Genomic DNA, 23,687 nt, shown 5'->3' on the forward strand with positions numbered 1-23,687 from the left:
ACATACCATATTAGAAATCGAACGTTTGGAGGTGATTGCAATTTCTGATGTACATGAACATAAAATGGACCGAAATTTAAAAGAAACAATCATTGTTCCAGATCACGAAAAACGTGCGGAATCAGCAGAGTTTCGCCGATCTAAACATCGGTTAAAAGAGGATGGCCATTATAAATGCTGGGTGTGCGGAGGAACAGAGAATCTTCACGTCCACCATTTTGGCATTGAATGGTCATTAGCAACTATAGCAGATTGGGATAAAGTGAAATCATTTTGTGAGGAATGGGATCCATATGGGTATGGTCGTTTGCTTCGCAATGTTCCGATGACATCACCGGATGATGTCCGAAATATGCTTGTGCTTTGTCAAGAACACCATACAGGGGTCGATCATGAAAACAGCGGAAGCGGAACCGGGATTCACCAAATTACCTTTCCAGTATGGCTGATTCAAAAACTCGCAAAAACCGGGATTGATGCTGTTCCACAATCCGGCGAAACACTTGAGCAGGCAGAACAAACAGTTAAAGAGCATGAAGCAAATTAATATAGAATTTTCACTATTGATAGATTAAAAATTAGAAAGCCAGTTAAACTAATAAATTGATAATTTCTATAGAAAAAGGCCTGAATCCCTATATGGATTCAGGCCTTAAGCATTCCCCTGCCAGGCTAATATTGCCTGCAGGATTGTTGATTAATTTCCTTATGCACTGTGTTTAATAGATTTGACTTCTTCTTTTGCACCAAATTTATGAATGAATGGAATCACCCAGCGGTCTAGACCAATACGGCCTGCATTGAAGCCAGCAGCAAGAATAATCACACCAAGTAAGATGTCTAATGGGTTACTAGAAACAACACCAGCCATTACATAACTGAAGTTCATTACTAAGCCAAAGAATGCTGCTGCAGTTGTTAAGCAGCCAAGGATTAAGCCAAGACCTACTAGGAATTCACCATAAGGAACAAGAACGTTGAACAGGTGTGCGTTTGGCAAGGCAAAGTGTTGTAAGAAAGAAACATATCCAGGGTATTCTACAGCTTTTGCAGGGCTTAGTACTGGATTATGAATGGCGCCTGCTAAGAACCCGCTGGCATCAAACTTGCCGCCTGAAATTTTTTCAAAACCAGCCATCATGAATTCATATCCAAGATAAAGACGAATGACTGTAAGAATGTAAGAAGCAATTTTATTTTCTCTTAAAAATTTATTAAACATATATAAGACCCCTTTTCTTAAAAACATCATTAATAACTTGTTTACACTGTTATTATAGTTCGTTTTTCTTGAATTGGGAGTCGTTTGTTCATTATTTCACATATCATTCAAAAAGAGTTGAAAAAATGTTGACAACGATTATCGATTAGCCAGTTTCCAAAAGATCACACCAATCTAAAGGCTTTTGAAATGGATATGTTCCCTTCTGCAAGGTCCGTTTCGGATTTCGGGCACATAGAAAGGTTCTACGTTTCCTTCTGCAATGCTCTATTGAACTTTTGGTCACATAGAGCAGTTCTATGTGACTTCCTGCCTGATCCTATTCGGTTTTAGGTCACATAGAACAGTTAGGCTTCTCTGGTATCCAGTTTCCTGAACAATAGAAAATAAATAAGATATCCTAAAACAGCACCGACTGCATTACAAATCACATCATCAATATCAACCGAGCGCCAAAGAACGATTCCAGATAATAGTTCAAAAAGCTGAATGCATTCAATGCAAATAGACGAAAACAAACCAAGTAAGAACACATTTTTAAAACTAGTAAACTTTTTAAACAATAGTGGTGCGCAAAATCCTAAAGGCATCAAGAGCAAAAGATTGCCGCCTATATTTTTTGCAATTAATTCAATCATAAATCCAACATCACCATCATAAGCAGTACCAATATGACTAAAGTACTTGTAGATGGTTACAAGCGGTATAAGATTTAAGGAACGATATTCATTTTGAATTGTAGGATTTTGTCCGATTATGATTGGAAATAAAGTTATAGCCACAACCAAACTTAAGTAAAGAACAAATAAAAATTTAATACCTTCCCACATCCAAGTGACTGGTTTCTTATCCCTCATCCTGGCTACGATCTGCCAAGCTAAATAAACAATGACCACAAAAACGATTAACATCCTTCCACTAAGAAGAAACATTGAATCACCGCACACATATCTGTTTGATTTTTAAAAATTACTTTTCATCCATATTAATCATTTTATTTTTACTTAACTCATTCATTCCTTTTTCAAAAAATAAAAGGACAAAGTAGTAAACTCTGTCCTCTTCAAACAAGCTTAAATAGTAATGCAACAGGCTCGAACGACTACTTACTGTGCCTTTTTCCCCTCTGCTGCTGGTATAACTGCATCCCTTTTATTTAAACCTTTGATATAGTAAAAAGCAATTAAAAAAACGATGAATAGTGGCCCAATATACAAGGCAATCCTTGTATCCGGATCAAATGCCATAACAACAATGACCAGGGCTAAAAATGCAAGAGATAAGTAAGAAGAAAATGGAAATAAAGGTACTTTGAATTTTAGTGTATTCCTTTCCTCTGGCATTAAACTCTTACGATAACGAATTTGAGATAGAAGAATGATTGCCCAAGTCCAAATGGCTCCAAACGTTGAAATACTTGTGATCCAGGTAAATACTTTTGCCGGGACAATATAATTTAAAAGAACGCCAATCAGCAAAACGGCGGCAGAAACGATAACGGCTAAACCCGGCACGCCGCTTTTTGTTACTTTTCCAAATTTTGGGGTGCATTTCCATTTTGTGCAAGATTAAATAACATCCTTGCCGTGCTAAAGATCCCACTATTGCAGGAGGATAGAGCAGCAGTTAGAACAACAAAATTGATGATACCCGCAGCCCCAGGTATTCCAATTTGCTCAAAAGTAAGAACAAATGGACTTCCCTTTGAACCAAGCTCATTCCATGGATAAATGGACATGATAACGGTTAGTGCTCCTATGTAAAAAATAAGAATACGCCAAAACACATTATCAATGGCTTTTGCCAGATTTTTCTCTGGATTTTTAGTCTCACCAGCTGTTACTCCAATCACTTCAATCCCAAGGTAAGCAAACATAACCATTTGCAGGGACATTAAAATCCCCTTTATTCCATGTGGGAAGAATCCGCCATGCTGCCATAAATGATGGATCCCTGTGGCAATACCTCCATTACCAAGCCCAAAGAAAATGACTCCAGCCCCAACCACGATCATACAAACAATCGTAACAATTTTGATAAGGGCAAACCAAAACTCCAATTCACCATAAGCCTTTACAGCAAGAATGTTAACTAAGGCCATAATGACAAGTGCAGCAAGTGACCAAATCCAGCGTGGAACCGATGGAAACCAGTATTCCATATAAATACCAACAGCAGTAATTTCCGCCATACAGGTAACAACCCATAAAAACCAGTAATTCCAACCGGTTATATAACCGGCAAGCGGTCCTAAATAATCATGCGCATATTGACTAAATGAACCAGCAACAGGTTTTTGAATCGCCATCTCCCCAAGGGCCCGCATAATAAAAAACATGATAAGACCTGCTACGGCATAGCCGACCAAAATACCTGGTCCAGCGAGCTTTATGGCTGATGCTGACCCAAGAAACAAACCGACCCCAATAGCAGCTCCCAAAGACATCAAAGTAATATGTCTTTCCTCTAAACCGCGATGAAGCTCTTTTTCTAGGGTGTTTTTACTCATAATGAATTCCTCCCTGCTTGACCCACTTCTGATTTTTCATCCCATCTGAAAAAATAGTTTAAAACATTCAATGCTATTAAACCATCTTTTTCCCTTTAAATTATTTGTAAAATAGTTTTAAAACATAATAGCTAAGATTAACCTCTTCTTGCAATGATAGTACTTGATAGATTGTCATAAATCTAACTTTATATATTGTAACATTTTTTTGATTTTTCTTTCCCTTAATTTTTGGTAGTGATCTCAAAACTGGTCTAATTACATGGACAGAAATCTCCCATTAGAGGACGAATGTGCATGGACCTGACAATAGTCGGTTTTACAGAAGTTCCAAAGTCCCAAACTGGTAATGCAGTAACCATCTTTGGATACAACAAATCTTCTTTTCAATCCACTGATACCAACGCAGAATTATTGGGCAAAATGAATGATGAAGTCGTTTTATGCGAGGAGCGGGAAATGTTGAGACCCATTGCATGTGGATTTACTGCGGATATTGATGTCATTGCCAACCTTTCACAAAAGTTTTATGAAGAGATCAAGGAACATGCCCGCGGCGGGACACCAAAGGCTGTCATTCATTCGTGGGAGGATTTTTGTTCAGCCGTTGACTGGAATGTTCAAAAGGGCAGCGGAGCAGAGTATATTGTTGCGGATCAGACCATTCTGAACCGTTTAGAAAAAAATTTAATATGGAAGAATGCGATCGGCGGCGGCGGCCTACAGGCTGGTTGTGTGGCAAGCTTTGCAGGCTATCGTGCACTGGTGAATGTTCCGATACAATCGACGGAATTAACCGCATTAGTTTCAGAATATAAAGGACTGACCCTGTTATCGGACCAGGAAGGTGAAGTACCCAGGCATTATATTCTTGAATACGAAGACAGTGGTTCGCTTAACCGAATTATTTTTCGCAAGGAGCATGAATATCCATGCGATATGATTGCAACGAAGTTTATTGAAAAATTAAGGGAACAGGATATCTCCTGGATGTTAGTGGCTGGATATAATGCCGTTGATGGCAGTAAAGGAGTTAATTCTCTTTTACAAAAGACGATTCAAATGCTGGACACCCTGGGAAATAACAAGCCAAACGTTCATCTTGAACTTGCTTCAATTTGGTCTTTGGATGAACAGTGGAAAATCATCCGTACACTTGGGAGCTATGTTGATACGATTGGGCTAAATGAAGACGAATATCAAGAATTACTCGGAATAAAGGACCCGCTGTTAAGCTATGAAGATGAGGTCTTACTTAATTTCATCGGAAATGCTTGCGAAGTACTCAGTGTTTCCCATGTGATTCTACATACAAAGGAGTTTTCAGCCATTCAATCGGCTCAATATGATACATCACCGTGGGCAAAAGCATTATTAAATGGAAATCGATTTGCCTATTCCCGGGCTGTAACGGGTAAAATTTGCAACGAGGAGACCATCCGGAAAGTAACGGCTGATGCCAGCCTAAACACAAGAGGCAAGAAGCTGCACGAATTAACACGTGATCGGAGAGATATCACGATCGCCCCTGCCTATATCGGAGTAACCGTCAGTACCACCGGCTTAGGAGATACCTTTACTTCTGGAGTATTGGTGGAAGCACCAGTAATAGTCCCTTGGGGCTAAGGTATGCTGTTTTTTATTTCCCCTATGAATATATTATCCTTATTACTTTAAATAACAAAAAACCGGCAATGATCTGTCGGTTCTTTGTTATTTAACTATATTGAAATAACCCATCATATAATTATCATGTGACATTGCCCAGCCATCGGCTACCTTATCGCATGGGACCGTACAATTCCACATGAACTTCCCTTCTTTTTGTGGAGTAAAAGTGAAAGTGGAGACAGCGGGAACACCGTCTTTCTTACTCGCTTTCGCTACGAAATTGAGTCCAAGGTCTTTAGCTGTAATGGAATGCTCGTTCTGATCAAGACTATAAACTGTCACCTCTACCGCCTGTCCAGCTTTCACAGTGATGTCGCCAGTCGCAAAGGAATCATGTTTTTTTCCATCCGAGCCCAATTTATAACTATGGTTCACCACCATAGATACATGTTGAACTTGGTTACTAGCTGGAAGAACCGTAATCTTTCCTGTCATATAACCTTGCTGCGACATTGACCATTCTTCAGTATCATCGCAGGCATCCGTACAATTCCATGGGAACGTGCCTGATTTGGAAGGGGTAAAGGTATAGGTGGTCTCTTTGGGCTGACCTTTCTTAGTGGATTCTTTGATTTTTACCCCAAGTCCAAGTTTAGGTGAAACATAGGTATGTTCCGCATCATCATAATTCAAAAAGTGAAGAGTGACTGGTTGGTTTTGTGTAATTTGTATATCACCATTGATAAAGGCATCGTGCTTCTTCCCATCAGGACCGAGTTTTGCACCCGCTTCTACAACGATATACTGATTGAAAGCCGTTTTTGTCTGAGGTGTAGCAGCCTTAATTGATTTTGTCGATTGGCTTGTCCCACATCCTGCTAAAGAGAGGAAGACAAGAGAAGCCAGAGCGACTGCGATAGCACCTTTATTCGCTTTTTTGAACATGAAAAAACCTCCTCAGAAAAATTTGAACATGGAAATCATATGAAGTTTCCTGGGAATCATAAGGCAATTTTAAATTTCCTAAACTATTCCAAAATATTCCGTTTTCCCAGCCATGAGTGCGATTCCAGTTAGCAGAATTTGTTGTTATTTCCAGGGAAACATTGAAATTTGAAAAATAGTGAATCCGATAGTCGTAGTCGCCTTAGCTCTAATTAGTAATGAAAATCATTTACAGCATCATGTTACTTTCGGAATATGAAAAAAAGTCTCTCCCATCTTCCTTTTGGTTTTTGTATCGCTTCTTCTAAACGTTGATTAAAATCATTCTGTGAACGCCATACTTTTTGCTGTTCGTCCCTCAAATTTTGTATTTCATTTGATAAGAATTCGTTTACTTGTTTTTCTTGTCGCTGCAACGTTTCAAAATGAGTCTTTTGTTGTTCCGCTAATTTTTCAATTTTAGTATTCGTTTTTTGCGCTGAATTTCCAATATTGGAACTTATAGCATGATGATCTTGCTGGAGTCGGGAAACCGTTGTTTTAAGCTCCGACATATCGTTTTTCAATTGGACATTCATTTCACGTGTGGCTGCGAGTTCATTGACTAAAAACATAAATATCTCTCTTAATTGATTGGGATCTTGGGGTAAATTGGCCAATGTATCGGGTATGGCAATCACTTTTTCATTGGATCCTTCTAATTTTTCTTTTTGTTCATTCACGAGATCTTTAGCTGTATCGTCTAGAGGCTTGTCTGTATCGCGTAGCGCAATGAGCACTTTGATGTCGGATTGAACAAAGATGCGGCGATCACCATCTTTTACAAACTCATATCCATTTCGCTCTAATATTTGGCCATACTTTCGAACAGTGGGTGTTGCAATCCCCACTTCTTCTGCCACTTCCTTGGAAGAGAAAGCTCGTTCATTCGGTTGTATATCACTTCGCATATCGCTCATCCTTTTTCTCATTTCAAGTTATGTATCTTGTTTTAATGTATATCGCGTACCGTATCGTCTTGAGGCTTGTTCGTATCGCCTTCAGACAATTAGATATCATATCGTATTTTTACCTCTTTCTCTATTAAATGTGAAGGCTTTTATATGAAATTACAAGAGTCATATCACCTAGCGATACGTAATAAAACACATCCTTTTCTTGTAGAACTTCATTAAGGATGAGCCTATTCAAAAAACCGCAATAATGCGGTCTTTTTTTCAATCCATTTGAGCTCTAATTCCAATCGCTGCCAGAATTGCAATCACCGAAATAAGGACTGCTACTAATAGATTCATATAAGTTCCTCCTCCATATTTTGAATTTCTATTATACCACTTATTTCTAATATCCTTACCTTTAAAATCCAGATTGAATTTGTTTTACTGGCTTTATGCCTTTTTGCAACTTTTTCTTCCATGCCCGCTCTGGCTTCATACAGTCGCTACGGTGCCACTTCTCCTACTTTTTTTATGAGATCCGACATCATACAGCCACTATGGTGCCGCTTCTTCTGCTTTTCTTATAAGATCTGGCATCATACAGCCACTATGGTGCCACTTCTCCTACTTTTTTTATGAGATCCGGCATCATAGGCCGCAGCCGCCTCTCCTACTTTTCAATGTTATTGATTAATCGATTTGACAAAATCCTGATCTGCCGTTAATATCACTATCAATTCGAACTTATTTATGGGAGAGATAAAGATGAAGATCTATGTTGATGCAGATGCTTGTCCGGTAAAAGATATTATTATCTCTGAGGGTACGAATGCGAAAATCCCTGTGATCCTTGTTACTAGCTTTTCTCATTTTTCCAGTGCAGAACAGCCATCAGGAGTGGACACCATTTATGTTGATTCTGGCGCCGATGCTGCGGATTATCGGATTATGAAGTTGGTGGAAAAAGGAGATATAATCGTTACGCAGGATTACGGTCTTGCTTCACTAGGTTTAGCAAAAGGCTGCACAGTCCTACACCATAAAGGCTTTAGCTATACGAATGAAAACATTGACCAATTATTGCAAACACGTTATTTTAGTGCAATGGCTCGAAAAAGCGGAAAGCGTACAAAGGGGCCAAAACCATTTACAACAGAAGACAGGGAGAACTTTAGGATACTTTTTAAAAAAGTGATTTCACAATAACGCAAAAAAACATGGTCATAAACAACCATGTTTTTTCCAGCGCTGCGCAAATCGCTAGATCTACGCTACAAATTTATTAATTTCTTCCGCCTCATCCATGTATTCTGTTTTAATCCCGCTTTTCACTCCCCAATAATAGAAGCCAAGTGCCAGACAAGCGATGACCGCCATATCCCAGCCAAATGGAATGATATTTTTTCCGCCGAACTTCTCACTTCCAATATAAGAAATCAAAATCATACATCCTAAGTAAAGAAGCATCCAAACACCTGAAGTAAATTGTTTTTTGAATCCAATCCATTTATTTTTCGCTTGATAATAAAAGTAAATCGGAAGTCCAATGGCCATGATGAACACGACTTCTCCGGTTAACGGCCAGCGCGCCCAGTATAAAGTCAAGGATGCAAAAACAAATCCCAATGGTGCAATAACGGAAGCACCTTTTAAGCGAAACGGCCGATTAAATTGAGCAGCAGTACGTCTTAATGTGGTTAACGCAACAGGTCCCATGATGTACGAAATAAGAGTTGCAACTGAAATGATTTCAGCCAGAACGCCCCATCCACGGAATAAAAATAAAAAGAGATAACATACGCCTAAGTTTAAAAACATCGCAGGACGAGGTACACCGTATAGTGGATGCAAAGTACCAAAGATTTTCGGCAAGTACCCATTTTTTTGCATCCCATAAATCATCCGCGATGTTGTAGCGGTATAAGTAGACCCTGTACCAGAAGGTGATATAAATGCATCAGCATATAATACAATGGATAACCAGTTAAGCCCAAGAGCCAAGGCCAAATCGGCAAAAGGGGAATTAAAATTCAGATGATTCCAGCCGTTCACAATCATCGACGGCTCAACAGCACCGATAAACACAACTTGTAAAATAATATAGACAAAACCTGCGATTAAAATAGAGCCGATAACAGCAATCGGAATCGATTTATTCGGTGACTTCGCTTCCCCTGCCATGTTAACAGGACTTTGAAATCCGTTAAAGGCAAACACGATACCAGAAGTGGCGACTGCTGTTAACACACTTGCCCCGCCGTATGGCGCCATTCCTTGAGCACTTGTAAAGTTCCCGCTATGGAATCCAGCAAAAAACAACGCTCCCACCACGACTCCTGGAACAATTAATTTCAAAACAGTAATAAATGAATTCGCCTTCGCAAAAAGATTGACCGTCCAATAGTTGACGAAGAAATAGACTAATAGTAGTACAGCAGCGATGAACACTCCTTTGATCGTTAAGATATTGTTATGAACGAGAGAATGAGTCCATACTGCCCATTTCCAAGGCCACGTACTCATATATTGTACCGAGGCAATGGCCTCCACCGTAATCGTCGACGCAATTGAGATCCAGTTCGCCCACGCCGCTAAAAATCCAATAAAAGAGCCATGTGAATATTGAGGATACTTAACCATCCCTCCAGCTTCCGGAAACATAGCCCCAAGCTCTGCGTAAGATAAAGCAATGAATAAAATAACAACCATACCGATTATCCAAGAAAAAATAGCTGCTGGCCCAGCAATTTGAGCAGCCTTCCACGCTCCAAACAACCAGCCTGATCCGATAATCGAACCAATACCAGTCATCGTTAAAGCAAATGTCCCCATTTTTCTTTGCAAATTACCCATCCCTGCCTGCACCTCTCCCTAGAAAAATAAAAAACACTCGATCTATATATAAATCAAGTGTTTGCCCAGGCGTACGACGAATAGTCTATATGCTCCCTCATGGTAATCCATGTGCGCCAGTTACATATAGAAGTATAGTTTTTTTATTAGTATAAAGGATTTTTACACTATTCACAATACATATATTCGTTATAATAAAAACTTTATATTTCGGATTTTGGCGCAAACTTCCTAATAAAAATTCATAAATTAGGTAACTTAAGTTCAAAAAACAAACATTCCCATACATTTCTACGTATTGTAAAAACAGAATAAGTCCCATTTAAAATTATATTGACCAACCTTTAGGATTTATAATTAAATACGAAAAATTATGTCAGAAAAATAAGAATATTTTATATTGTTATTCAATGCTAGTTTGTTACATAATTTAGGTTGTACAAGAGAATTTGTACATAACTATTCCAAAAGAAAGAAGGGGTTAAATGAAAAAACTTTGGAAAAAATTTTCTGCCGTTTCAACCTTCAGTTCAATGATGCTTTTGACAGCTGTACCTTCTCTCACAAATGCAGCAACACCAACAAATGTAGCTGTCCAGCAAGGAATTAATCCTCAAGTTTTACAAAACGCCAGTGTATTTGGAAATGTTCCTGGTGATACCCCGGTTACAGTCGACATCGTGATGAAAATCAACAACAAAAATGATCTTGCAGAATTTATCAAAAATACAACTACACCTGGAAACAGAAATTACCGTCACTATCTTTCTGTTGATCAATTCAAGAAAAACTTTGGAGCCGATCCGGAATCGATTAACAGAGCCACCAGTTACCTAAATGCATTCGGCATCAAAACAAGTGTCTATCCGAACAATTTAATCATCACAGCCAATGGTACAGCCGATCAGTTTAACAAGGCCTTTTCTGTTAAATTAAAAAAAGAAAAGTATAAAGAAAAGGAATTTCACGGCACAGAAGACAATCCAAAAGTACCCGCCACGTTCGGAAAAGATATTCTTTGTATCTTAGGATTAAGCAACTATTCCAATTACACTTCCCATGCGGTTAAACAGGTGGTTCCGTTGGAGGAAAACGGGAGCACCCCAGTAGGCCCCCTAAGTCTTGATCCTAAAGATTTAATCAAGCAATACAATGTACAACCTTTATACGATAAAGGCGCCACGGGTTCAGGTCAGACAATTGGAGTCGTTAGCCTGGCTGATTTTAACCCCGAAGATGCCTATCAATTCTGGGCTAATGCAGGAATACCAGCAAAAGAAAACCGAATCACGAAAACTAATGTAGACGGCGGGTCAGGCTGGGATGGCTATGATGAGACGACCTTGGATGTTCAACAATCAGGATCGTTAGCACCACAGGCAAATATTAATGTGTATGTCGGGCCAAACAGTGACACTGGTTTTGCTGATGCTTTCGCCCAGGCCATTAATGATAATAAAGCACAACAAATTTCAGTAAGCTGGGGAGAAAGCGAGCCGACCATAAATTACCTTGTTGGCTTGCAACAGGAAACACCTCAATACGCAGAGGTGTTCAATCAACTGTTTATGCAGGCAGCTGCTCAAGGCATCTCCATGTTTGCCGCATCGGGAGACGAAGGGGCGTATGATGCCGCAAGAGAATGGGGGATTGGCTCCGGAGTTCCGAATGCTGATTCACTATCAGTCGATAGTCCGGCAGACAGCCCCTATATTACGGCTGCAGGTGGTACAACCTTACCGTTCCACTTCCATTCAACTACTTATAATGTCGATGTAAGCAATGACCAGGAACGTGCTTGGGGCTGGGATTATTTATATAATTATTTCGATGCGAGAGGATTAAATACGCCTCAAGGCTGGGGTGACAGATACCTCGTTGGGGGTGGCGGCGGTTTCAGCCAGCTGTTCAGCACACCTCTCTACCAAAAAGGGGTTAAAGGAGTCAATACCTTCACAGCAGTAAAACAATGGACTCCAAATGCAGACCAATCTTCCTTAACAAGAGATGCCGCTGCAACCATTGTGAAAGGAAAAGGAACAGGCCGGAACGTACCGGATCTTTCCATGAATGCCGATCCATATACTGGATATAAAGTATGGTTCAGCGACCCAGGTGCTCCTGGAACAAATTCAGGATATGCTGTCTACGGTGGAACCTCGTTCGTGTCTCCACAATTATGCGGCCTGTCTGCCCTAATCAACAGCGCTGACCATACGCAAGTTGGATTCTGGAATACACAAATCTACCGCTTTGCCCAGCAAAAGACTTCACCGTTACATCCATTAAACACGACAGGTGCTACTAACGATAACGGTTACTATACAGGAACTCCTGGTACCGTTTATAACCAGGCTACAGGACTTGGTGTTCCTGATATCGCAGCACTGGCAGATAAGTTCTCACGATAATTTTTAACCAAAGCCCGTCCCCATTTTTTTGCAGGATGGGTTTTGGCTTTTTTTTTGAAAAAAATGATGATGTCGGTTTAATGGGAGTTTTTAGTGCCTTCCCTGATATTGAATCCTCTTAGATGAAATATATGGTGCTGCTTATCATGCCTTTTTCCTGAAAGGTTTTCGTTGTTGCTGATCAGGTTCTGGTGCATTTATTATGGGGGGAAGAAATTGAAGGTCTGTAAAAATTTAACGGAATATTCACATTTATCTTTCTTGTATTTTTATAAAATAGGCTTAGATAGGAAGAAAGGAAGTGGCTTATGTTACTGAAAAGCAGAACTGAATCTGATGAATTACTGAAAATGCGATCATTAAACAACAGGATGGAGTTATCACTAGAAGACAAGTCCCATTATTTCAACCTCGAAAAAGGGTATGAAGGTGAGGTGAAATTTGACAGGATGGCAGAAAGTCATCAAGAAGAAAGATATCTCATTAATGACTTGCTGCTAAGAGTAGGTAATTCTTATTTTCAAATTGATACCACAATGATTTCACAGGAAATCATTCGACTACTGGATATTAAAAATTTCGAAGGTGATTTTTGCCTGGAGAATGACAGATTTTACTCCGTTAAAACCGGCCGTGAATATAAAAATCCTATCAGACAATTACAGAATAGTGCCTCCCAATTCCGCCAACTGCTCCAAATCCTCAAGCTACATTACCTCGTTGAAGCCTCTGTTATTTTTATAAACCCAGAATTCGCCTTATACAATGCCTCTAGGGACTTGCCAATTATTCTTCCCAATCAAGTTGATCGGTTTTTAAAAGGCATCAATCAAACACCTTCCAAGTTGAATGATGGGCAAAAAAAACTGGCCCACCGATTAATTTCATTGCATCAAACTAAAAATCCATTTTCGTTAGTTCCAAAATATAATTATGAGCAGCTGCAAAAGAATCTCTTTTGTAAATTTTGTTATTCCTTTTTAGTCACTTTTCAAAATCATACTTTAGTTTGCGGAAAGTGTGGAGGTCATGAAACGGTTGAAGAAGGGATTTTGCGGAATGTGAGGGAGTTTCAGCTGCTGTTCCCTGAAAGGAAGGTTACGACTTCGGGCATCTACGAGTGGTGCAACATTGGTCTATCAAAAAAGACTTTTCGTAGGGTTTTAAACAAGAACTTTGCGGCTTTTGGAAAAACGAGCGACTGTTTTTTTAAATAATTCCCGGGTCTGGTGTTGGTGTATGGTGTGATATTCAGACAATGTTCCGAAGTTATCTTGAACTTGAACTAAAACTTCGGACATGGCCACGCCTTTTTGCGTTTGCTTTGTCCGAAGTTAGCCCGTCTTCGGACACGTCCACCCTTTTTTCGCCTTGCTTTGTCCGAAGCTAGCCCGACTTCGGACACGTCCACCCTTTTTTTACCTTACTTTGTCCGAAGTTATCTTGAACTTAAACTTCGGACATGGCCACGCCTTTTTGCCTTGGCTTTGTCCGAAGTTAGCCCGTCTTCGGACACGTCCACCCTTTTTTCGCCTTGCTTTGTCCGAAGCTAGCCCGACTTCGGACACGTCCACCCTTTTTTTACCTTACTTTGTCCGAAGTTATCTTGAACTTAAACTTCGGACATGGCCACGCCTTTTTGCCTTTGCTTTGTCCGAAGTTAACCCGACTTCGGACACGATCACCCTTTTTTCGCCTTGCTTTGTCCGAAGTTTACCCGTCTTCGGACACGACCACCCTTTTTTTGCTTTGCCTTGTCCGAAGTTATCTTGTCACCGACCTTATTGAACCAATGACTCCGACTGTTTTTTTTAAAAAAGGGATCCATTTTCATAATAGATCCCAGCAAAAAAATTATTCACCATCTTTACTAATTTCTTTAATACCCTGAGCAATCGCCCCAAGTTCACCTTTTAAGTTATGTTTCCCTGAATAGTTTTCTATCAGTTCTTTCAAGTCCAATCCTGTTGTCTCTTTCAGAGATTCCTGCAGGCCGGCCATTAAACTGGTTATATTACCACTGACAGTTGAAATTCCGCTGCCATTTCCAGAGTCAATAACGGTTACCTTATCAATATTACCAATCGGTTCAGCAACGGCTTTTGCGTATTCCGGTAACATTTTAATGATCATATCCATAATGGCAGCATTGCCAAATTCTTCGAATGCCCTTGCTTTTTCTCTCAATACATTTGCTTCCGCCATCCCCTGTTTTTCAATGGCTGATGCGGTCGCTTCCCCTTCAGCAGCAATAGCCTTTGCATTAGCAAGACCTTCTAATTCTACTTTCCTCGCCTCAGCTTCGGCCTTGTTAATTTCCTGGATTTTTAAAGCTTCCGATTGATTTTGAATGCGAATCTTTTCAGCTTCTGATTCTTTAACCTTTTTATAATATTCAGCATCGGCCAATTTCACAACAGTGGCCGTGTACTCTTTTTCTTTTCTTTGAATCTCTTTTTCTTCCAACTCAATTTTCTTTTCACGTTCGACAATTTCTACTTGAATCTCTTGTTGCTTTAATTCTTGATTACGTTGCGTCGTTTGTAGTTCAAAGGCAATCGCAGCATTCGCTTTTGCTGTATCTTCGACGATTTTAAATTCGGCAAGTCTTAATTCATTATTTTTCTTCGCTTCTGCGATTTCAGCCGCTCTTTCATACTCAGCAGAAGTCGCCTCTTTTTTTGCCTGAGCAACTTGAATTCTCTGCTCCTTCTCGGCATTCGCACGAGCAACCTCTGCATCCCGTTTTACCTCTGCCGTACGCCTTTGCGCCAAACTGCTAATGTAGTCATGGTCATCCGTAACGTGGGTAATATTAAACGTAACAATTTCAATCCCGAGTTTCTGTAAATCGGTTTCACTGGTTCTTTTGACAGAGGAAGAAAAGCTATCCCGATTCTTATTCGCTTCCTCAACGGTTAATGTTGCGATGATCGCCTTTAAATGTCCCTCTAAAATCTGGCGGATTTGTTGTTCACGATGTTCCGTCTGCACGCCTAAAAAGTTTTCCGCCGCACTAATCAGATTTTTTGTATCGTTATAAAATTTCACCGTTGCCACAGCCGTAACGTTAATGGGGACATCCTCTCTAGTTACAATCCCTTTTGCTTCAACGGTTAAGTTTGAAGGCTGCAGGCTCACTGTCCCCATTTTATGAATAATTGGTAAAACTACAGCTCCTCCACCGACAACAACTTTAATTTTTTTCCCTTGTTCATCTGTTTCTACGTTTCTGTTGCCCAAAGCACTCCCTGTAATCACCATCGCCGTGTCTCTTCCTACAACCTTATACCGGCTAATGGCATAAAGGATTACGCCCAATATGACGACTACTAATACGCCGCCTATACCAATTGTTGAAGCCATGAAATCTCCTCATTCCTATTAGAATTTAAAAATATCTATTTCAGCAGTGTTTCTTTGAAAAACAACAAATCGGTTATCTTTTACTTCCCATACAATTACTTCTGCATCTAACGGAATGGCATTTCCATCCCTGCTGATGGCTGTTCGAAAAATAAATCCTAAGTCATGTTCAACTTTTACTTCACCTAATGAATCCGTTCCTTCCCCTATTCCCATTGTAATAATTCCTTTTCTGCCCACCATATCTTCTAAATCAATAGCAGAAGAATTCTCCATATGTTTTAAAGGTCGTAAGAAGAAATAAGAAATAAGAAACGTAAAGACAAGAGCTCCTAGTGCAGAAATCATTAATATTCCATTTGACGGAAACACGGAATGGATCATTTTTTGAAGAATCAACCCAACTCCGCCTAGAAAACTTGCAAACAATACGACTTCGCTCGGTCCAAAGGGCAATACATCTAGATGGCCCGTTATTGCATCCATGAGGTCGCCTAATAGTAAAACAACGATTAATAATATGACGCCTCCAATCAACAGATACCAATAAATGTGTTCCATTGTGGCTCCATCGACGTGCAAAGTCATCACCGCCTTTTCAGTTATATGAGCTTGCTTTACGGATCGTTCTTTGACTTTCCCTAAACTGAAAGCACTCTATAAACATATTTTACCAGAGCTAACAGTATTAAAGGCACCAAATATTTTAAAAAAACAGAAAGCACTCAAGTACCAGTTCACAAAAATTTCACTAAATCTCACCTGTCCTTTTGCCCCCTTTCTTCCTATATAGAAGGTGAAAGGGTGGTGTTTATGGGGGTTTTCATGGAGGAGTTGGAGCAATTGGTTGAATAATGTTGCCTTACAAGCGCTTTTAATAACTATTTATGAGCTTAGTTAAGTCAAAAAGCAGAGTTTCTCGGGGGCACAAAACGTGGAAAACCCACAGGCTCTTGGGGGATTTCACCTGTGGGTTAATCTGAATTTTTTATTCCTGGATTGCACTTAACAATTCTGAAATCTGATAGGGAATGGCAATGTAATTCACATACTCGAATGGGTTTTCTGTTTCAACTTCAACATCTAGAATGGCTTCCATAGCATTCTAACCTCTTTTATATTGAATTTTTGCATTACGCACTGTGTTTAACAGAATGGGTAGTATCATTTCCTTTGGCAGCAAATTTACGAACGAATGGGATTACCCAACGGTCTAAACCGATACGTCCTGCATTGAAACCAGCAGCAAGGATGATCACACCAAGTAAAATATCTAATGGGTTACTAGAAACTACTCCAGCAAACACATAAGAGAAGTTCATGACTAGTCCAAAAAATGCCGCTACTGTTGTTAAGCATCCAAGGATTAAACCTACACCAACTAAAAACTCACCATAAGGAACAAGGACGTTGAAAAGGTGTGCATTTGGTATGGCAAAGTGTTTTAAGAAACTAACATATGTTGGATATTCAACTGCTTTTGTTGGACTAAGAACTGGATGCGCAGCTACTCCTGTTAAAAATCCAGTTACATCAAACTTGCCGCCAGATATTTTTTCAAATCCCGCCAGCATGAATTCATAACCAACATAAAGTCGAATGACAGTTAGAATGTAAGCAGCAATTTTATTTTCTCTTAAAAATTTGTTAAACATATAAAAGACTCCTTTTTTATAAACATAATTATTAACTTGATTACACTGTTATTATAAATAATTTATCTCGAATTAAGGGCTTTTTGTTCAATAATTCACATATAGTTCAAAAAGAATTGAACAAAAATTGACAACGATTATCAATTAGCCAACCCTAAGGTTTCATGAAAAAACCGTCTCAACGGAGGCAGTCTTTACATCGAACGGTTCTATATTACCTTCTACTTCATTCTTTTCGGCTTTCGGTCATATAGATGGTTCTATGTTACCTTCTACCTCATTCACCAACGCAATCACCTAAATTTTAGCAAAACCCCTTCAGGTATAGTTGAAGGGGTTTAAAGTAACTATTTTTTCTCTTTGATAACAAATAAAACACCAGTAAGAATGAGGATAGATCCTATCCAAAACGTTACACCAATGCTCTCTCCTAAAATAAGCCATCCGAGTAATGTCCCCACCACGGGTTGAAAGAAGAAAAACAGCCCACCGCTTGAGGCGTTTAGCATTTGTAATCCACGATTCCAAAGTAGAAAGCCACCTGCTGTTGATACAATCCCCAAATACAAGATTCCTCCCCAAATGGCCGGGTGAGTCAGTTGCGAGATATGAATTGAATGTAACCTTGGCAAGACAAATGGGGTCAACACGATAAGGGCTACCAGGATGGAATAGGTTGTAACCACAATTTGTGAATATTCACTCGGCACACGCTTTACAAGTACAGACATGAGCGCCCATGTTAACGCAGCAATCAAGAGTGCAATACCACCAAGTTTACTGGACAAATTCACATGACCGACTCCAACAATGAGAAAAACCCCAATTGTCGCTAAACAAACGGAAAGTGCCTTTTTTAACGTGAATCGTTCTTTAAGAAGCAGCCGAGCAAAAATAACCATAAATGCTGGTGTTGCCGAGGTGATAATCGCACCCGTTTGTGCTGACGATAGCATGGTACCCGTTTCCTGCGTCACAATTGAAATGGCGTTACCAATGATCCCAATGGCTATGATGATTAAGAAATGCCGTTTATCAATTTGCCATTTTTGCCGTGAGATAAAGCCGATAACTAGAAGTGCGACAATAGCCACTAAATAGCGCATCCACACAAGTTCCAGCGGAGGTATGACCATTACTGTAACTTTAACAACGACGTACATACCGCCCCAAATACTGGATGCTAAGGCTAAATATATCGAACCTAATAATGTGTTTTTCATTTTTTATACCCTCCGTCTTTTTTTAGGTCGAAAATGCCCCTAACGGAGAGAGGTAGTCACCCACACTCCACTAAGAGCAGAAGTGTGCTACTGGTACGTCGTTTTCAAATAATGGGGTCCAATACATTTTGATTCACCTCTAGTCAATTTGTTTTTTATTGTAGCAGAATATTGAGATTTTTTATATCATTCCATACCAGACTCTATAATGCCGTATCTCTCTTCTTTTTTATGAGATCGGGCATCATAGAAACCTCAAAACTGAGTGAGGGTCCGCCCTCTTTTTCAAGAAAAAAACCCAATTCAAACCTTCTGAATTGGGCTCCTCATACAAGCTTTTTAAATATCACCTCAAGGTCCATTGATCTTTTTAACGTATTGTAAATAGGCCCTAAAAGCAAAAACCATCAAAATCATTGTCCTGAAGATCAGCAAATAAATAAAGGTTACGGTTATTTTTCTGATTAACGGTTCATCGGGTCGTGACGGGTACCATTCAAAGGGAGGATAATATCAACGGTTGTCCCCTTATTTATTCCACTTTCTATCATTATGGTTCCCTGATGTTCTTCGATAATTTTATAGCTGACCATTAAACCCAAACCAGTTCCTTTTTCTTTTGTTGTATAGAAGGGTTCGCCTAATTTGGGTAATAAGTCGCTAGGGATCCCGCGCCCATTATCGGTAAATTGAATCCGTACTTTATCTTCTTCCCATTTTGTGATCTTAATATCGATTTTTCCGTTTTCCCGAACAGCCTCTATCGCATTTTTAAAGATATTGATAAATACCTGCTTTATTTGATTTCCTTCACATTTAACCATCATATCCGGTTCAAGCTCTTTTGTGACCTCTATGTTCTTTACAATGGCGATAGTCTCAAGCAATGTGATGACATCTGTTAATAAAGATGTAATATTTTCAATTCGATAAGTCACCGCCTGAGGCTTGGAAAGGACCATAAACTCACTTACAATTAAATTGATGCGCTCAATTTCTGATAACATAATGTCATAATATTGTTTATCCTCCGTCTCCTTGCCTTCAAGTAATTGGAGAAAACCCTTTATTGAAGTTAGCGGATTTCGAATTTCATGTGCGACAGCCGCAGCTAATTCCCCTACAATGGAAAGCTTCTCCGATCTCCTGATCAGTTCCTCTCTATCTTTTGAATTTGTAAGATCCCTAAGTATGACGAATGTCCCAACCATCCTTTCCTCTATTACAATCGGTACACTTTTTAGACTTACAATGATACAATTTCCATTTTTGGTCAAACACCTGCACTCAATCATGAAAGACGTTTCTTTTCCTATTTCATGAAAGTGCTTTTGAACTTTATCTAAATCCTTTTCGCAAATAAGATCTTTAAAAGAAATTTCCCTTAGCTCTCCTGTACTAAATCCCGTGACTTTCGCGGTTACATCATTAACAGATAGGATGTTTCCGGTTAAATCCAATTGCAGGATGGCATCCATATTATTTTCAATAAGACTTTTTAACTGCCGCTCCCGATCTTCAATATTTTTAATATTTCTTTTAATTAATTTGTATAAAAAAATGGCCGTTATCGTAACAAACACACATGCTTTTACCGTACTTGCCCAAACAATTTGGAGATCATGAAACAAGGATAATATCCAATCGGTCGAGTAAATCCAGAGAAAACTAGATAAAATATAGAGCATCGTTATTTTAAAAGAGATTTTTTTACTAGAACTTGCATTACTCTGCATTACGGGCTCCCTTTCACATACAATCATTCATTTTTTTCTAATTAAATTTTAAATGATTACAAGCAAGTAATGAAATGGGAAAATGAACCATCTGAAACATGGGGACGGTTCGCGTGTTTCATTTTGGCGAAAAACCCATAAAAATTCAGAATGGGTTTTAACACGGTTTGGTGAATAATGCATGTGGTTGTCATTAAGCCATGATGCGAAGATTTTTGGTGATTCCCTGAGTCTTATATATGAAGGATTGAAACACTAGGTAGATTAGACTGAAACGTTGGAACCGTCCCGTTGTTTCCCTCATACAAGTTTTTTAAATATGACTTCAAGGTGCATTGATCTTTTTAACGTATTGTAAATAGGGGAATGTTTAAGCGCCCCGAAGCAAAAATCATTAAAATCATCGTCCTCAAGTTCAACATATAAAAAAGCGGTTACGGTTATTTTTCTGATAAACGGTTCTTCCTCATACCCTTTTACACCAACCAAGGATAGCGGGTTTTCCAGTGAAAGGTTCAAAACTCCTTCAATTTCTTCAATCATTGAACCTCTTTTTTTCGACTGTTCCAAGAGCGTCAATAGGATGCTGCTTAACACAGAGCCTGCGAAGTATTCGAGACTGCTGATTGGTTGGTATTCTGAATCAAAACTAATTTGCTTTTCGATCTGAAAGCTGTTTTTGTTTGTAAAAATTTTCACAGATGATAGATCATTCGACGTTCCCCTAAAGTTCATTTCGAAAATCCTGGATTCATCTAGTGGCCGCTTATTCATACTTGCTCCTTAGTATGGAAGCCGCTTCTGTTAATGCGCCTATTTTTCCAGAGATATTTTCAAGGATGTTCACTGGGCTATTTGCGAAGGTGGCAAAACCGCAGTCAGGATTGAGCCATAATTTTTCCTTTGGAAGATACGACAGGGCCTCCTCAACTCTTGAAAGGATGGAGTCCACCTTCTCCATTTCATCCGTACGTGGATTGATTACTCCTAAGCCAAGTGCTGTATGGTCTGATATCCTTAATGAACTTAGCTCCCCTGCCCTTGGCGTTGAGAATTCAAGTGTTAAAAGGTTCGGATTCACACTAGAAAATAACTCAAGCAGCGGCGTATAGGGGCCTGTCAATAATATACTTTCATCCTTGCTCCAGTTTCCTCTGCAGACATGAAGCGAAGCAACCGTCTTTTTCCTATCGATATGCTCCATAATCTGCCCAATCAACGAACTGGCAAATTCGAGTTCTTCTTTAGGATCCTTTCTCTCGGAAAGAGCGGCGCACATAAAGGACCGTGGCTTTCCCTCTGTAAAAACAACCTCGGTCAGAACGGGTTCATCAAATTGAATCACATCCACCCCAATGCTCATAAGATGGTCGATCTCATCCTTCATGATTTTGATGACATCATGCCCAAGTTCTTCCTTACTCCCATAAGCTTTACCAGAGAGATTGGGAAGCCACATCGATCTGGTCAAAAGATAGGGACCCGGCATGGTGATTTTAACGGGCTTGTTGGTGAACTTTTTCATCATCAATAGCTCATTTGCGACAATATCACCATTGTAGGTCAACTTATCCACACAAATGGCATTTTTAATACTGACGGCCGGAACATCAAGCGCAGTCAAAATGTTCTCAAAAGCCTGTTTATCATCAATATAATCAAGCATTTCACTCATGCTCATCATGCGCACACCGCCAATTCTATCGGAGACGAAGGACACATAGTTATCCCGTCCGAGTTCTCCGCTTGTGATGATATCTATCCCTAGATTCTCCTGGAGCTTAATGACCTTTTGCGTTTCACTCTCAATAAGCTTGTTGAAGTCGCTTAGTTCCATCGTTCCTCTTCTAATCATTCTGAGGGCCTTGAGAACCTCTTTTGATCTTGGCATGCTTCCTATTAAGGAAGTGGGAAAAAGCGGTAATGAGGTTTTCATGTTTGTCATCTCCCAAAGGTTAGGCTGTGTGAAATTTGCTTGTTGATTGGAGTGGAAGGACCGCTTCCACGGGTGTGCCGAGGGGGGGGCCGCTTCAATCTATGGACTACCTTCTGAGCTGTTCTTTCTTCTTCTCGGTCGTCAATAAATTTTATTGGCTACCGTGACGCCTGTTTTTTTGGCATTCTCGGTCGTCTATTAGCCCTATTGGCTACCGTGAAGCCTACTTTTCCACCATCTCGGTCGTCAATTAGCTCTATTGGCTACCGTGAAGCCTATTTTTTCCGCCTCCTCGGTCGTCTATAAGCTCTATTGGCTACCGTGAAGCCTATTTTTTCCGCCTCCTCGGTCGTCAATAAGTTTGTGAAAAAATCAACAATGTCCTTTAATAAAGCCAAAGAGAAGCATGGAAAAAACCACGCTTCTCTACTTAATTGCCCCCTTAGAATAAACTAGTCTTATGAAAAAATCTCAAATATTCATTAGCCTCACGCAACTGCTGAAATCCTGTGATTCTACCATCCACCCATTCCTTCAAACCTTCCATATCCATCATCTTTTTATGGGACTCATTGGTATAATCCATTCTATGAAGCACTTTCTGCCATTCTCTGAATCTTTCAGTTGAAAAATCAGAATGAGCCACGAAAATACAGTGGTCAAAAGAGTCCGTTGTATCGATGCATACCAATTGATTTTCATCAATGGTGCCATCCTTCTTCCAAGCGTCCCAGTTCAAATCCAGCGTGACAGAGGCATCTACCGTTCCCGCCATTAATGCCCGAATGGCATCCAGCTCTCCCCCGATGTGGTCTCCATGGAGGCCGACGCCAATATCAAATCTTTTCTCCTTGTAATCCCCACCGTACTCAAGTCCATTTTTATGCAAATGGTTGATAGGGATCAATCTTGCTTGAGGAGAGTCGATCGCTCCAAAGCCAATCGTCTTGCCCCTTAGCCCCTCGAGACCCTTGATACCGCTATTTTTTCTTACAATGAAGCAGGTCTTTCTGTCTCTGTCCGTATCTCTCATGGAACCCATCTGGCATTTTCCATCAGTTCGCAAATAAGCGTCCAGCCAGGCCAGAGGCGAATTCCAAGCGATGTCAATTTCCCTATTCATTAAACCATCAACCTGTCGTTCATAATCCTTATAGAAGGTACATTCAATTTCGAGCCCTTCTTTTTTAAAAAAATCAGCGATGATCCCCCAGATTACCGTAACCTTTGGATCATAAATAACAGCTCCCACTTTAATTCTACTCATTGAACTCCCTCCTTT

Annotated in this window: 18 protein-coding genes, 2 pseudogenes and 1 riboswitch; of the genes and pseudogenes, 6 read left to right on the forward strand and 14 right to left on the reverse strand. The window is 39.8% G+C overall.

Annotated elements, in window-relative coordinates; translation table 11 throughout:
• Positions 1 to 31: 31 nt before the first annotated feature.
• Positions 32 to 547, forward strand: a complete 516-nt coding sequence (locus RCG17_RS10770) for a hypothetical protein (RefSeq protein ID WP_308175812.1) — start codon at positions 32 to 34, stop codon at positions 545 to 547.
• Positions 548 to 706: 159 nt separating this feature from the next.
• Here RCG17_RS10770 and RCG17_RS10775 read toward each other — a convergent pair whose 3' ends face one another.
• The 3 genes and pseudogenes from RCG17_RS10775 to RCG17_RS10785 form a co-directional block, all read right to left on the reverse strand.
• Positions 707 to 1,222 carry a DoxX family protein gene (locus tag RCG17_RS10775; RefSeq protein ID WP_308175159.1) on the reverse strand — a complete coding sequence of 172 codons (516 nt, stop codon included), beginning with the start codon at positions 1,220 to 1,222 and terminating at the stop codon, positions 707 to 709.
• A gap of 347 nt (positions 1,223 to 1,569) precedes the next feature.
• Positions 1,570 to 2,133, reverse strand: a complete 564-nt coding sequence (locus tag RCG17_RS10780) for a VanZ family protein (RefSeq protein WP_308175160.1) — start codon at positions 2,131 to 2,133, stop codon at positions 1,570 to 1,572.
• Positions 2,134 to 2,328: 195 nt separating this feature from the next.
• Positions 2,329 to 3,731: pseudogene (locus RCG17_RS10785) on the reverse strand (amino acid permease).
• A 273-nt stretch (positions 3,732 to 4,004) separates the two neighbouring features.
• Between RCG17_RS10785 and RCG17_RS10790 the strand changes: the two are divergent.
• Positions 4,005 to 4,163 (forward strand): annotated as a pseudogene (locus RCG17_RS10790) (alanine racemase C-terminal domain-containing protein); the annotation flags it as partial.
• Positions 4,164 to 4,190: 27 nt separating this feature from the next.
• Complete coding sequence (locus RCG17_RS10795; RefSeq protein WP_308175813.1) at positions 4,191 to 5,357, forward strand: ADP-dependent glucokinase/phosphofructokinase; 1,167 nt, start codon at positions 4,191 to 4,193, stop codon at positions 5,355 to 5,357.
• Between the two features lie 87 nt (positions 5,358 to 5,444).
• On the opposite strand, the gene RCG17_RS10800 is transcribed toward RCG17_RS10795, so the two are convergent.
• Complete coding sequence (locus RCG17_RS10800; RefSeq protein ID WP_308175161.1) at positions 5,445 to 6,287, reverse strand: cupredoxin domain-containing protein; 843 nt, start codon at positions 6,285 to 6,287, stop codon at positions 5,445 to 5,447.
• A 242-nt stretch (positions 6,288 to 6,529) separates the two neighbouring features.
• Positions 6,530 to 7,237, reverse strand: coding sequence for a hypothetical protein (locus RCG17_RS10805; RefSeq protein ID WP_308175162.1), 708 nt, complete (start codon positions 7,235 to 7,237; stop codon positions 6,530 to 6,532).
• Positions 7,238 to 7,990: 753 nt separating this feature from the next.
• On the opposite strand from RCG17_RS10805, the gene RCG17_RS10810 reads away from it, so the two are divergent.
• The gene (locus tag RCG17_RS10810; RefSeq protein ID WP_308175163.1) at positions 7,991 to 8,431 is read left to right on the forward strand and encodes a YaiI/YqxD family protein; all 441 of its coding nucleotides are present in this window, start codon (positions 7,991 to 7,993) and stop codon (positions 8,429 to 8,431) included.
• Between the two features lie 60 nt (positions 8,432 to 8,491).
• On the opposite strand, the gene RCG17_RS10815 is transcribed toward RCG17_RS10810, so the two are convergent.
• Positions 8,492 to 10,078 (reverse strand): glutamate/serine transporter AimA, encoded by a 1,587-nt coding sequence (locus tag RCG17_RS10815; protein ID WP_308175164.1) that lies wholly within the window; start codon positions 10,076 to 10,078, stop codon positions 8,492 to 8,494.
• Positions 10,079 to 10,134: 56 nt separating this feature from the next.
• A riboswitch (ZMP/ZTP riboswitch) is annotated at positions 10,135 to 10,212 on the reverse strand.
• Between the two features lie 351 nt (positions 10,213 to 10,563).
• Here RCG17_RS10815 and RCG17_RS10820 point away from each other — a divergent pair.
• Positions 10,564 to 12,489, forward strand: a complete 1,926-nt coding sequence (locus RCG17_RS10820) for a S53 family peptidase (RefSeq protein ID WP_308175165.1) — start codon at positions 10,564 to 10,566, stop codon at positions 12,487 to 12,489.
• A 308-nt stretch (positions 12,490 to 12,797) separates the two neighbouring features.
• Positions 12,798 to 13,706 carry a nuclease-related domain-containing protein gene (locus RCG17_RS10825; protein ID WP_308175166.1) on the forward strand — a complete coding sequence of 303 codons (909 nt, stop codon included), beginning with the start codon at positions 12,798 to 12,800 and terminating at the stop codon, positions 13,704 to 13,706.
• 637 nt (positions 13,707 to 14,343) lie between these two features.
• Here RCG17_RS10825 and RCG17_RS10830 read toward each other — a convergent pair.
• From RCG17_RS10830 to RCG17_RS10865, 8 genes are all read right to left on the reverse strand, one after another.
• Positions 14,344 to 15,855: an SPFH domain-containing protein gene (locus RCG17_RS10830; protein WP_308175167.1), complete on the reverse strand. Its 1,512-nt coding sequence runs from the start codon at positions 15,853 to 15,855 to the stop codon at positions 14,344 to 14,346.
• A gap of 18 nt (positions 15,856 to 15,873) precedes the next feature.
• Positions 15,874 to 16,437, reverse strand: coding sequence for an NfeD family membrane protein (locus RCG17_RS10835; RefSeq protein ID WP_308175168.1), 564 nt, complete (start codon positions 16,435 to 16,437; stop codon positions 15,874 to 15,876).
• A gap of 551 nt (positions 16,438 to 16,988) precedes the next feature.
• A complete protein-coding gene (locus tag RCG17_RS10840; protein WP_308175169.1) occupies positions 16,989 to 17,510 on the reverse strand; it encodes a DoxX family protein in 522 nt (173 codons plus the stop codon).
• A gap of 347 nt (positions 17,511 to 17,857) precedes the next feature.
• Positions 17,858 to 18,733, reverse strand: a complete 876-nt coding sequence (locus tag RCG17_RS10845; RefSeq protein ID WP_308175170.1) for a DMT family transporter — start codon at positions 18,731 to 18,733, stop codon at positions 17,858 to 17,860.
• A gap of 464 nt (positions 18,734 to 19,197) precedes the next feature.
• Positions 19,198 to 20,469 (reverse strand): ATP-binding protein, encoded by a 1,272-nt coding sequence (locus RCG17_RS10850; protein WP_308175171.1) that lies wholly within the window; start codon positions 20,467 to 20,469, stop codon positions 19,198 to 19,200.
• 300 nt (positions 20,470 to 20,769) lie between these two features.
• Entirely contained in the window at positions 20,770 to 21,243 is a 474-nt protein-coding gene (locus tag RCG17_RS10855; RefSeq protein WP_308175172.1) for a hypothetical protein, read from the reverse strand.
• Complete coding sequence (locus RCG17_RS10860; protein WP_308175173.1) at positions 21,236 to 22,405, reverse strand: cobalamin-independent methionine synthase II family protein; 1,170 nt, start codon at positions 22,403 to 22,405, stop codon at positions 21,236 to 21,238. The genes RCG17_RS10855 and RCG17_RS10860 overlap by 8 nt, the downstream gene beginning before the upstream one ends.
• Before the next feature lie 442 nt (positions 22,406 to 22,847).
• A complete protein-coding gene (locus RCG17_RS10865; RefSeq protein ID WP_308175174.1) occupies positions 22,848 to 23,672 on the reverse strand; it encodes a phosphate/phosphite/phosphonate ABC transporter substrate-binding protein in 825 nt (274 codons plus the stop codon).
• Positions 23,673 to 23,687: the final 15 nt, after the last annotated feature.

Origin of the sequence: Neobacillus sp. PS3-12, from assembly GCF_030915385.1 — a bacterium.
GTDB lineage: Bacteria > Bacillota > Bacilli > Bacillales > Cytobacillaceae > JAEVLT01.

Coding starts and splice junctions, on each gene's coding strand:
- RCG17_RS10820 (WP_308175165.1), top strand. CDS start 10,564: ATGAAAAAACTTTGGAAAAAATTTTCTGCCGTTTCAACCTTCAGTTCA.
- RCG17_RS10795 (WP_308175813.1), top strand. CDS start 4,191: ATGTTGAGACCCATTGCATGTGGATTTACTGCGGATATTGATGTCATT.
- RCG17_RS10840 (WP_308175169.1), bottom strand. CDS start 17,510: ATGTTTAACAAATTTTTAAGAGAAAATAAAATTGCTGCTTACATTCTA.
- RCG17_RS10775 (WP_308175159.1), bottom strand. CDS start 1,222: ATGTTTAATAAATTTTTAAGAGAAAATAAAATTGCTTCTTACATTCTT.
- RCG17_RS10780 (WP_308175160.1), bottom strand. CDS start 2,133: ATGTTAATCGTTTTTGTGGTCATTGTTTATTTAGCTTGGCAGATCGTA.
- RCG17_RS10845 (WP_308175170.1), bottom strand. CDS start 18,733: ATGAAAAACACATTATTAGGTTCGATATATTTAGCCTTAGCATCCAGT.
- RCG17_RS10815 (WP_308175164.1), bottom strand. CDS start 10,078: ATGGGTAATTTGCAAAGAAAAATGGGGACATTTGCTTTAACGATGACT.
- RCG17_RS10855 (WP_308175172.1), bottom strand. CDS start 21,243: ATGAATAAGCGGCCACTAGATGAATCCAGGATTTTCGAAATGAACTTT.
- RCG17_RS10825 (WP_308175166.1), top strand. CDS start 12,798: ATGTTACTGAAAAGCAGAACTGAATCTGATGAATTACTGAAAATGCGA.
- RCG17_RS10810 (WP_308175163.1), top strand. CDS start 7,991: ATGAAGATCTATGTTGATGCAGATGCTTGTCCGGTAAAAGATATTATT.
- RCG17_RS10850 (WP_308175171.1), bottom strand. CDS start 20,469: ATGCAGAGTAATGCAAGTTCTAGTAAAAAAATCTCTTTTAAAATAACG.
- RCG17_RS10830 (WP_308175167.1), bottom strand. CDS start 15,855: ATGGCTTCAACAATTGGTATAGGCGGCGTATTAGTAGTCGTCATATTG.
- RCG17_RS10800 (WP_308175161.1), bottom strand. CDS start 6,287: ATGTTCAAAAAAGCGAATAAAGGTGCTATCGCAGTCGCTCTGGCTTCT.
- RCG17_RS10860 (WP_308175173.1), bottom strand. CDS start 22,405: ATGAAAACCTCATTACCGCTTTTTCCCACTTCCTTAATAGGAAGCATG.
- RCG17_RS10865 (WP_308175174.1), bottom strand. CDS start 23,672: ATGAGTAGAATTAAAGTGGGAGCTGTTATTTATGATCCAAAGGTTACG.
- RCG17_RS10805 (WP_308175162.1), bottom strand. CDS start 7,237: ATGCGAAGTGATATACAACCGAATGAACGAGCTTTCTCTTCCAAGGAA.